We start from the raw sequence: 10550 nt of genomic DNA on the forward strand, positions 1-10550 counted from the left end.
GCGCAGCCTCAGCAGCAGTACGGCGCGCCGCCCGTGCCGCCGCAGCCGTCCGCGCCGGCGCCCGAGCAGGCCCCGCCCGCGGCCCCCGGGGCACCGGACGAGCCGAAGCCGGACGCGCCCGAGAACGCGGCGGACGACGCCGCGAAGGACGACGACCTCGGCCTCGCCGACCGGACGATCATCGACCGCAAGCGCGACGGCGGGGACGCCTGACCCGGCGACCCGACCCCCGCGCGAGCCGCGCCCGGCGACCTGGGAGAATCCCCGCATGCGCGTGTTTCTGGGAACCGACCATGCCGGCTTCGAGCTGAAGGAGCACCTGGTCTCCTGGCTGAAGGAGAACGGGCACGAGGCCGTCGACTGCGGCGCGTTCGCGTACGACGCCGTGGACGACTACCCGCCGTTCGTCCTGCGGGCCGCCCAGCGGACGGCCGCGGAGCCGGGCGCGCTCGGCATCGTCGTCGGCGGTTCCGGCAACGGCGAGGCGATCGCGGCCAACAAGGTCAAGGGCGTGCGGGCCGCGCTGGTCTGGAACGAGGACACCGCGAAGCTCGCCCGCGAGCACAACGACGCCAACGTCATCGCGCTCGGCGCCCGCCAGCACGACCTGGACACCGCGACCCGGTTCGTCGAGTTGTTCATCGGGACGCACTACTCCAAGGAGCCGCGCCACACCCGCCGGATCAGGATGCTCAGCGCCTACGAGCACACCGGCGAACTCCCGCCGCTCCCGCGCGAGGGCTGAGAGCCCACCGGGGGACGGGAGCGGCGGTCACAGGCCGTTCTCGGAAGATCTGCGGGCGGCGGCGCCGCGCTTGCCCTGGCGGCGCCGCGCGTTCTTGGCGGCCTTGGTGCGCCGGGCGGGTTCGGCGGGCCTGCCCGGGCCGGGGGCGGCGGCCGGCGGTTCCCCGCCCTCGGGGCGGGGACGCGACACGTCCCGCGCGCGCATCGCCGCGTCCACCGTGACCCGCATTCCGGACTGGACCATGCGCCGTCTCCTCTCACCGCGGAACCACCTGTCCCCCGGGTGATACATACCCATATAAAACGGAGCTGGACCGTTGCAAAGAGTCACCGGGTCCCCGGATACCGACCGGAGGGCCCGATTGCTCGATACAGTGCCGGAGTCATGCTTCAACGACTGGTGCAGCTCCTTCCGCCGCGGGTGCGCGCCGTGCTGCGCCGCGTCCCGCTGCTCGTGGCGCTGTACCGGCTGGCCCGGCAGGGGAAGCTGACCAGGGAGCGGAACGTCTTCGCCGTCCTCGCGGTGCTGGCGATCGCGATCGGGTTCGCCACCACGAGCGACTCGCGCGGGCTGGCCCCGTCCGGCGCGCTGGTGCTGATCGTGCTCGGCGGCGGGCTGCTGCTGAAGGTGCGCAGCCTGCTCGCGCTGCTCGGCGTGGTCGTCGCGATGGCGGCCTACAACGCCTGGAAGGACGTCGCCGCGATCGGCCCCGGCATGATCGCCACGCTGACGATCACGGCGGTGCTCGCGCTCACCCTGGCCCGGACCCGGCAGCAGCTCGGCGTGCAGGGCCTGCGCGGCGACTCGATGCTGCTGGAGCTGCGCGACCGGCTGCGGCGGCAGGGCGAGATGCCCGAGCTGCCGGACGGCTGGGAGTCGCAGGTCGTGATGCTGCAGGCCGGCGGGTCGTCGTTCGGCGGCGACTTCGTCGTGTCGTCCTGCGACGGCGACACGCTGGAGGTGGCGCTCGTCGACGTCTCCGGCAAGGGCACCGACGCGGGGACCCGGGCCCTGATGCTGTCGGGCGCCTTCGGCGGGCTTCTTGGATCGGTCCAGAGCGACCGGTTCCTGCCCGCCTGCAACGCCTACCTGCAGCGGCAGCGGTGGGACGAGGGCTTCGTCACGGCCGTGCACGTCGTCGTCGACCTGGCTTCGGGGGAGTACACGGTCGAATCGGCCGGGCATCCGCCGGCGGTCCAGTTCGACGCGAGCAGCGGCGAGTGGCGGGTCAGCTCCGCCAAGGGCGTCGTGCTCGGCGTGGTCCCCGACCTGAGCTGCGTCCCGGAGACGGGCAAGCTGCGGCCCGGCGACGCGCTGCTCCTCTACACCGACGGGCTGGTCGAGTCGCCCGGCAGCGACCTGGACGCCGGGATCGACCGGCTGCTCGGCGAGGCGGAGCGGCTCGTCCCGCAGGGCTTCGGCAGCGGCGCGCGCGAACTGGTCGAGACGATGGCGGCGGCCCGCGACGACGACTGCGCGCTCGTGCTCATCTGGCGCACCTGACCGGCCCGCCCGCCGCGCGGCGGCCTACCCCCGCCTGTGCCCGCCCTTCGGCCCGCCGTGCTTGCCGTGCTTGGCCTGGTGCTTCGGCCTGTGCTTCGGCTTGGGCGGCTTCACCGGCGGCCGCTTGGCCACCGCCGGCTTGACGGCGCTCGCCCGCTTCGGCGGCGCGGCCGGCGCCGAGGGGCTCGCCGGGACGGCCGTGGCCGGCGCCGCCGGCGAGTCGCCCCTGCCCTGCGTGAACCCGCTGATGATGGCGCCGATCAGCAGCGTCCCGGCGGCGGCGGCGACGCCCGCGAGGAGCCGGGTCCGCAAGGTGGGCGGGATGGTGCCCGTGGCCATGCCGGGCGGGGTGAACGCCCGGGTCTCGGTCTCCTCCCAGCGCGGCGGGGCGGACGGTGCCGGGTCGGCGGGCCGCTGCGGCCGCGGCGCCGGGTCCGCCTCCGGCCAGCCGCCGATGTGCGGGTGCGGCTGCGGCTGCGCGACGAGGGCGAGCAGCAGGTCGGGCGCGGTGGGCCGGTGCGCCGGGTCCGGCGCGAGCGCGGCCTGGACGGCGGGCACCAGCGACTCGGGCAGCCGGGACAGGTCGGGGTCCCCGATGCGGAGCGTCGCGGGATCGCCGCCGATCGGCATCTGCCCCGTCCCGGCGTGCGCGATGAGGCAGCCCCAGGCGAAGATGTCGGCGGCCGGGGTCGCGGGGCCGCCGACGAGCACCTCCGGCGCCATCCAGCCGGGCGTGCCGAGCACCTTGCCGGACGCGTCGGTGCCGCTCGCCTCGTCCTGCCCGCTGGCGATGCCGAAGTCGATGACGCGGCAGCCGGACAGCGTGAGCATCACGTTGGCGGGCTTCAGGTCGCGGTGCACGAGCCCCGCGGCGTGGATGGCGGCGAGCGCGGACGCGACGCCGACCGCGACGCCGTGCAGGTCGGCAGGCGGGAGCGGACCCTCGGCGACGAGCCGGCTGTGCAGCGAGACGCCGCCGACGTAGTCGGTGACGAGGTAGGGGCGGCCGTCCTCCTCGCCGTGCGCGAGCACCCGCGCGGTGCAGAACGACGCGACGCGGCTCGCGAGGTACGCCTCGTCCTTGAACCGGCGGCGGTACACGGGGTCGCCGGCCAGGTGCGGATGGATCGTCTTCACCGCGACGCGTCCGCCGGACACCGGGTCGGCGCCGAGGTAGACCGTCCCCATGCCGCCCGACCCGAGCCGGCCCAGCAGCGTGTGTCCGGCGACCTCGCGCGGGTCGGCGGGGTCGAGCGGCCTGATGTCTCCGTCCATGCGGTGTTCCTGGCTCCCTCGGTCATCTTCCGTCCGTCCATCCCCGTTCGGCGGCGGATTATGGGCGGGTTCTGCAATGAACTGCGCGAACGCCCGCCGGCGGGCCGCTGCGGAGGCGCCCGTTCGCGGTGAGGTTTCGGGCAGTCGAGACCAGGAAGAACCTTGTCTGCGCCGGCCCCCCGGGTACCGGGACGCGCGCGCGGTGGCCCGATCGCGGCGCCGGACACGCCATGCGCGGGCCGGAGGGGGAGGAGCGCCGGGGTGCGGAGACTCGGGGGCGCGCTGTCGCCGTCGTGCTGGTCGGTGCGGACCCGCGTGACCGCCGCCGCGACGCTCATCGTCGGCCTGCTCCTCGTCGCCGGCGCGGTGGGTTTCTACCAGGTCGTCCGGCACACGGTGTACGACGGGCTGCACGGCCAGGGGACGCTCGTCATCTCGGATCTGTCCACGTTCGTCCAGGAGACGGACCCGCGCGGGACCCTGCACGTCCAGGACCCCGATTTCACTCTGCTGCAGGTCGTGGACGGGGAGGGCGCCGTGCTGGCGTCCAGCGAGTCGCTGTCGGGGCGCGGGCCGCTGAAGGTGCCGGAGCCGCGCGTGGCGGGCCGGCCGGAGTTCCGCATCGTGCACGTGCGGGGGAAGGCCGAGGTCTACCTCGTGTCGGAGCTGGTGCGGACCGACACCGGTGTCCGGATCGTGCACGCCGGCGCGCCCATCACCGAGTTCACCCAGTACAAGGGCCGGTTCATGGGCCTGCTCGTGGCGATGGCGCTCGTCGCGACCGCCGCGGTCGGGTGGAGTGTGTCGCTGGCGGTGCGGCGGGCGCTGCGGCCGGTGCGGGTGATGAGCGCGGAGCTGGCCGACATCACGGGCGGCGAGAGCGACCGGCGGGTCAGCGTCCCGGGCCCGAAGGACGAGGTGGCGGCCCTCGCCACGTCCGTGAACGTGACGCTGGACCGGCTGGCGGACGTCCTGGCCCGGCAGCGCGCGTTCGTCGCGGACGTCTCGCACGAGCTGCGCAGCCCGCTGGCGGGGCTGCGCGCCCAGCTGGAGGTCGCGCTGGAGCACCCGGAGGACGAGGACTGGCCGGCGGTCGCGCGGGCGGCGCTCGGCGACGCGGACCGGCTGCAGGGCATCGTCAGCGACCTGCTCGTCCTGGCGAGGCTCGGGGCCGGCGTGCACGTCGAGCGCAAGCACGTCGACGTCGGCGAGCTGGTCCGCGCGGAGGTGGACCGCCGGGCGCGGCGCGTCCCCGTCGAGGTCGACGCGGCCTCCGGCGTCGTGGTGTGGGCCACCCCGCACCACCTCGTGCGGGTGCTGACGAACCTGCTGGACAACGCCGAGCGGCACACGAGGTCCCGGATCTGGGTCACGGTGGCGGCGGACGGCCCGGACGCGGTGCTGGAGGTCCGCGACGACGGCGCGGGCATCGCGCCCGAGGACCGCGAGCGGATCTTCTGGCGCTTCCACCGGCTCCCCGAGAGCCTGGCCCGCGACCGCTCCGGCACCGGCCTCGGCCTGACGATCTCCCGCGACATCGCCCGCGCGCACGGCGGCACGCTCGTCGCCGCGGACAGCGACCAGGGCGCCCGGTTCGTCCTCCGCATCCCCCGCGAACTCCGTTGACCTGCGGCGTGTTGTTGTTATGAGGACGCCCATAACAACAACACGCCGCAGGTCAACGAAGGAGGGGTGGGCGGCGGGCGGCGTGGGCGGTCGCCTGCTCGAATGCGTGGCCGATCTGCAGGACGGCTAGGTCCGCGTGGTGGGGGCCGACGATCTGCAGCCCGACCGGCAGGCCGTCCGAGGTGAATCCGGCGGGGACCGACAGCGCGGGGCACCCGGTCGCCGAGACGAGGAAGCAGGAGCGCATCCACTCCAGGTAGTCGGGCATGGGGTGCCCGGCGACCTCCTCGGGGTACTCGATGCCGGCGTCGAACGGCGGCACCTGGCTGACCGGCAGGAGAAGCGCGTCGTACCGCTCGAAGAACTCCCGGACGCGGTGGAAGAGCGCGGTGTGCAGGACCTCCGCCCGGCCGAGGTCGGCGCCGGTGAGGGTGCGTCCGGCGTCGATGTTCTCGGCGAGGGACGTCTTGAAGTCGGCGCGGCGCTCGTCCAGGAGGGGGCGCAGGGCGATGTCCCAGTGCCAGGCGCGCAGCGTGCGGAACACCTCGTCGGCGCCGGAGAGGTCCGGGCACGCCACCTCGACCGTGCAGCCCAGCTCCTCGAACACCTTGGCCGCGGGTTCGAGGACGCCGGTGACGGCCGGGTCGACCGGGACCGCCCCGCCGAGGTCGGGGGACCAGGCGACGCGGAGCCCGCGGAGGTCGCGGTCGAGCGGCGCGGCGAACGCCGAGCCGGGCGTGTCGAGCGCGATGGGGCTGCGCGGGTCGGGGCCGGCGAGCACCGACAGCAGCAGCGCCGCGTCCGCGACCTCGCGGGCCATCGGGCCCTGCACGCCCATCGTCGCCCAGCCCGCCGGCACCGGCCACGACGGCACGCGGCCCGGCGACGGGCGGAACCCGACGACGTTGCAGAACGAGGCGGGGTTGCGCAGGGAGCCGCCCATGTCGCTGCCGTCCGCGAGCGGATGCATGCCGCACGCCAGCGCCGCCGCCGCGCCGCCGCTGCTGCCGCCCGCCGACCGGGAGAGGTCGTAGGGGTTGCGGGTCAGGCCGAAGACGGGGTTGAAGGTGTGCGACCCGGCGGCGAACTCCGGCACGTTCGTCTTGCCGAGCGTGACGGCTCCGGCGGCGCGGATCCGCTCGACGACCAGTTCGTCCTGGTCCGGGACGTGGTCGGCGAAGATCGGCGACCCGGACGTGGTACGGACGCCGGCGGTGGCGTGCGTGTCCTTGTGGGCGACGGGCAGGCCGTGCAGCGGGCCCGGCCGCACCCCGGCGGCGAGCCGCTCGTCGGCGGCCCGCGCCTCCCGCAGCGCCCGTTCCGCGACCAGCGTGACGATGGCGTTGACCTGCGGGTTCGTCCGCTCGATCTGGTCGAGGTGCGCCCGCACGACCTCGCGCGCCGACAGTTCGCGGACGCGGATGCGGCGGGCCAGGTCGCGGGCTGAGGCGAAGCAGATCTCCTCGGACACGTGCACTCCTGTTCTCCCGGGCCTGACGCCGGGTTCCTCCCAGTGTCGACCCCCGGGTGCCGGGTGGTCCCGCCTTGAGGTCATCATGCTGGGAAGACCGAGGGAAGGGGCCGCGTGGCGGAACGGGTCGGGGCGCGCGAACTGCTGCGCCGCGTGCTGGACGGCGGTGCCTGGACGTCCTGGGACCGGCCGCCCGCCGAGGAGCATCCGTCCTCCTATGCCCGGGATCTGGCGACGGCCCGGGAGCGCAGCGGCTGCGACGAGGCCGTCCTCAGCGGGGAGGGCCTGCTGCGGGGCCGCCGCGTCGCGTTCGTCGTGTCGGAGTTCCGCTTCCTCGCCGGCTCGATCGGCCTCGCCACCGCCGACCGGATCGTCGCCGCCGTCGAACGCGCCACGGCCGAGGGGCTCCCGCTGCTGGCCGCGCCGTCCTCGGGCGGCACCCGCATGCAGGAGGGGACGGCCGCGTTCGTCCAGATGGCCCGCATCACGGCGGCCGTCGCCGCGCACCGCGCCGCCGGGCTGCCCTACCTGGTCTACCTGCGGCATCCGACGACCGGCGGGGTGTTCGCGTCGTGGGGGTCGCTCGGCCACGTGACGGCGGCCGAGCCGGGCGCGCTGATCGGCTTCCTCGGCCCGCGCGTGTACGAGGGCCTCTACGGGGAGCCGTTCCCGCCGGGCGTGCAGGTCGCGGAGAACCTCGCGGCCAAGGGCCTGATCGACGCCGTCGTCGGCATCGACGATCTCGCCGAGGCGGCGTCGCGTGCCCTGCACGTCCTGTGCGGCGGGCCGCCGTCGGCTCCCGTGGCACTGCCCGCCGACCTTCCGCCGGACGGGACGGCGTGGGAGTCGATCGAGCGGTCCCGCCGTGCGGGCCGTCCGGGCGCCCGCGAGCTGCTCCGGCACGGCGCCGCCGACGTGACCCTGCTCTCGGGCACCGGGCAGGGCGAGGCCGACCGGGGGCTCATGCTCGCGCTGGCCCGCTTCGGCGCGGCGCCCTGCGTCCTGGTCGGCCAGGACCGGAGCAGCCAGCGCGGCGGCCACCCGCTCGGCCCGGCCGGGCTGCGCGTCGCGCGGCGCGGGATGCGGCTGGCCGCCCAGCTCGGCCTGCCGCTGGTCACCGTGGTCGACACGCCCGGCGCCGTCCTGTCGGCGGAGGCGGAGGAGGGCGGGCTGGCCGGCGAGATCGCCCGCTGCCTCGCCGACCTGATCACGCTGCCCGCGCCGACCCTCTGCCTGCTCCTCGGCGAGGGAGCCGGCGGCGCGGCGCTCGCGCTGCTGCCCGCCGACCGCGTCCTCGTGGCCCGGCACGCCTGGCTGTCCCCGCTCCCGCCCGAGGGCGCCTCGGTGATCGTCCACCGGACCCCGTCCCGGGCGGACGAGATGGCCGCGTCCCAGGGCGTCCGGTCGGCCGACCTGCTGCGCGGCGGTATCGCGGACGCGCTGGTGGCGGAGCGCCCGGACGCCGCCGACGAGCCGGAGGCGTTCTGCCGCCGGGCCGCCGCCGCGATCGAGGCCGGGCTGTCCGGCCTGTCGCCGACCGGCCCCGCCGCCCGCCAGGCCCGTTATCGTCGGGCCCCATGACCGAATCCGCCACCCGAGCCGCCTACGACGCCGTCGCCGTCCTGTACGCCGACCTCTTCCGCACCTACCTCGACGACCTGCCCCTCGACCGGTCCCTGATCGCCGCGTTCGCCGACCTCGTCCGGGACCGGGGGCCGGTCGCCGACGTCGGCTGCGGCCCCGGCCAGATCACGGCGTTCCTGCACTCCCTCGGCGTGGACGCGTCCGGTGTCGACCTGTCCCCGGCCATGCTCGCCCAGGCCCGCGCGGACCACCCGCACCTGAGCTTCGCCGAGGGCACCATGACGGCGCTCGATCTCCCGGACGCCTCACTGGCCGGCGTCGTCGCCTGGTACTCGACCATCCACCTGGAGCCGGCGGAGCTCCCGGAGGCGTTCGCCGAGTTCCACCGCGTCCTGGCGCCCGGCGGCCACCTGCTGCTGGCCTTCCAGTCGACCGACGGGGACGCCCCGGAGCCGTTCGACCACAAGGTCGTCCGCGCCCACCGGCGGCCGATCGGGTACCTGGCCGGCATCGCACGCCGGGCGGGCCTGACCGAGGTCGCCCGCCTGCTGCGCCGCCCGGACGAGAACGAGCACTCCCCGGCCGGCCACCTGCTGCTCCGCAAGCCCTCGGGATGAACGACGCGACGGACCGCGTCCGCGACCGTTCGCGACCGTTCGCGACCGTTCGCGACCGTCCACGTGCGGCCAGATCGGGAGGGGCGCCGCGGATTCGATCATGAGGCGGCGCGGGAGCGCTAGGTTGGCGGAAGGCCGACGAAACGGGAGGCGCCGAGATGGCCGAGACCCCGCAGATCGACACGACGGTTCCGCACTCGGCACGGGTCTGGAACTATCTGCTCGGCGGGAAGGACAACTACGAGGTCGACCAGTGGGCCGCCGAGCAGTTCCGCGCGATGTTCCCGCAGATCACCGACATCGCGCTCGCCGACCGCGCCTTCCTCGGCCGGGCCGTCCGGCACCTGGCGGGCGAGGCGGGCATCCGGCAGTTCCTCGACATCGGCACCGGCCTGCCGACCATGGACAACACCCACGAGGTCGCCCAGCGGGCCGCCCCCGACGCGCGCATCGTCTACGTCGACAACGACCCCCTGGTGCTCTCGCACGCCCGCGCCCTGCTCAGCAGCACCCCCGAGGGCGCCTGCGACTACATCCACGCCGACCTGCGCGACCCCGCCGGCATCCTGGCGAAGGCCGCCGCGACCCTCGACTTCGACCGGCCGGTCGCGATCATGCTGCTGGGCATCATGCACTTCGTCCACGACGACGAGGAGGCCCGGCGCCTCCTCGCGGCGCTGCTGGACGCCGTCCCGTCCGGCAGCCACCTGGTGATCACGCACGCCACCCTGGACTTCGACGAGGGCGCGACCGCCCAGGCCGAGGCCCAGGAGGACTGGAACGAGAAGTCCGCCAACCCCATGGTCCCGCGCACCCGCGCCGCCATCACCCGCTTCTTCGACGGCCTCGACCTCCTGGACCCGGGCGTCGTCTCCATGTCCCGCTGGCGCCCCGAGCACACCCCCTGGGACACCCCCGCCGAAGTCCCCGGCTACGCCGCCGTGGCCCGCAAGCCCTGATTCACCCGCGCGGGGGAGCGGGATCGCCCCGGCGGGGGATCGGTGCGCCGGTCGCGGCTGTGATCGTGGTGCCCAGAGACGAGAGGCACCACGAGAGGAGACCGTGATGGCGGTCGCGACCACGCCCGCCGCTCCCTGGGAGCGGGTGCGGGCCGGATGGCGGAGCGCGCACGACGCGGTCGACGGGGTGCCGCGCTGGGCGCGGATCGCCGCGCTGGCCGTCCCGTTCACCGTGCTGCCGGCGGGGCTCTGGCGGATCGCGGTGTTCGCCCTGCACCTGCCGCTCATCGATGACGGCGGCCTGGGGCCGGGCGACGGGAAGGGCGACCTCCCGGGCTGGATGCCCATGGAGGCCTACGTGGTGGTGCTGTCGCTGGTGTCCGAACTGGTCGCCTTCACCGCCGTGGGGCTGATCGCGCGGTGGGGCGAGGTGTTCCCCCGCTGGATCCCGGTGCTGCGCGGCCGCAGGGTGCCGACCATGGCCGCGGTGGTCCCCGCGTCCATCGGCGCGGTGATCCTGACCGTGATGTGGACGGTGTCGGTGGTGAACTGCCTGGTGTTCCAGGAGACCATCCAGGGCCGCCCGCTGCCGGACGGCTTCCCCATCCACCTCCACAGCTGGCAGGGAGTGCTGGGCGCCGTCGCCTACGTGCCGCTGCTGGCCTGGGGCCCGCTCCTCGGCGCCGTCACCATCGCCTACTACCGCCGCCGCGCCCGCACCTAGCGGGATGCGGGCTCGGGGGTGGGCCGGGGGCTACTGGGGAGTACGG

The 10550-nt window shown here is 75.2% G+C and carries 11 protein-coding genes; 8 read left to right on the forward strand and 3 right to left on the reverse strand.

The genetic code is table 11. The annotated features are described in order from the left end of the window. Positions 1–213 (forward strand): hypothetical protein (locus tag E1284_RS41975; protein WP_207924101.1); only part of this gene is annotated, 213 nt, incomplete at its 5' end. Positions 214–268: 55 nt separating this feature from the next. Beyond that, positions 269–745 (forward strand): ribose-5-phosphate isomerase, encoded by a 477-nt coding sequence (locus E1284_RS33650; RefSeq protein WP_131944201.1) that lies wholly within the window; start codon positions 269–271, stop codon positions 743–745. A gap of 27 nt (positions 746–772) precedes the next feature. On the opposite strand, the gene E1284_RS33655 is transcribed toward E1284_RS33650, so the two are convergent. Further along, on the reverse strand, positions 773–988 hold the full coding sequence (locus tag E1284_RS33655) for a hypothetical protein (protein ID WP_131944202.1): 216 nt from the start codon (positions 986–988) through the stop codon (positions 773–775). Between the two features lie 141 nt (positions 989–1129). Here E1284_RS33655 and E1284_RS33660 point away from each other — a divergent pair, with 141 nt between their 5' ends. Then, entirely contained in the window at positions 1130–2248 is a 1119-nt protein-coding gene (locus E1284_RS33660; RefSeq protein WP_131944203.1) for a PP2C family protein-serine/threonine phosphatase, read from the forward strand. A gap of 24 nt (positions 2249–2272) precedes the next feature. Here E1284_RS33660 and E1284_RS33665 read toward each other — a convergent pair whose 3' ends face one another. Next, the gene (locus E1284_RS33665; RefSeq protein WP_131944204.1) at positions 2273–3523 is read right to left on the reverse strand and encodes a serine/threonine-protein kinase; all 1251 of its coding nucleotides are present in this window, start codon (positions 3521–3523) and stop codon (positions 2273–2275) included. 261 nt (positions 3524–3784) lie between these two features. On the opposite strand from E1284_RS33665, the gene E1284_RS33670 reads away from it, so the two are divergent. Continuing rightward, entirely contained in the window at positions 3785–5149 is a 1365-nt protein-coding gene (locus tag E1284_RS33670) for a sensor histidine kinase (RefSeq protein ID WP_131944205.1), read from the forward strand. 52 nt (positions 5150–5201) lie between these two features. Here E1284_RS33670 and E1284_RS33675 read toward each other — a convergent pair whose 3' ends face one another. Beyond that, positions 5202–6620, reverse strand: a complete 1419-nt coding sequence (locus tag E1284_RS33675) for an amidase (RefSeq protein WP_243714908.1) — start codon at positions 6618–6620, stop codon at positions 5202–5204. Between the two features lie 114 nt (positions 6621–6734). Here E1284_RS33675 and E1284_RS33680 point away from each other — a divergent pair, with 114 nt between their 5' ends. From E1284_RS33680 to E1284_RS33695, 4 genes are all read left to right on the forward strand, one after another. Further along, positions 6735–8201 carry a carboxyl transferase domain-containing protein gene (locus tag E1284_RS33680; protein WP_131944206.1) on the forward strand — a complete coding sequence of 489 codons (1467 nt, stop codon included), beginning with the start codon at positions 6735–6737 and terminating at the stop codon, positions 8199–8201. Beyond that, entirely contained in the window at positions 8198–8821 is a 624-nt protein-coding gene (locus E1284_RS33685; RefSeq protein ID WP_131944207.1) for a class I SAM-dependent methyltransferase, read from the forward strand. Before E1284_RS33680 ends, E1284_RS33685 begins: the two co-directional genes overlap by 4 nt. A 158-nt stretch (positions 8822–8979) precedes the next feature. After that, positions 8980–9780, forward strand: coding sequence for an SAM-dependent methyltransferase (locus E1284_RS33690; protein ID WP_131944208.1), 801 nt, complete (start codon positions 8980–8982; stop codon positions 9778–9780). 106 nt (positions 9781–9886) lie between these two features. Continuing rightward, positions 9887–10504 carry a hypothetical protein gene (locus E1284_RS33695; protein WP_131944209.1) on the forward strand — a complete coding sequence of 206 codons (618 nt, stop codon included), beginning with the start codon at positions 9887–9889 and terminating at the stop codon, positions 10502–10504. The last annotated feature ends 46 nt before the right edge of the window (positions 10505–10550 follow it).

This window comes from Actinomadura bangladeshensis (assembly GCF_004348335.1).
In the GTDB taxonomy this organism is placed as follows: Bacteria; Actinomycetota; Actinomycetes; order Streptosporangiales; family Streptosporangiaceae; genus Spirillospora; species Spirillospora bangladeshensis.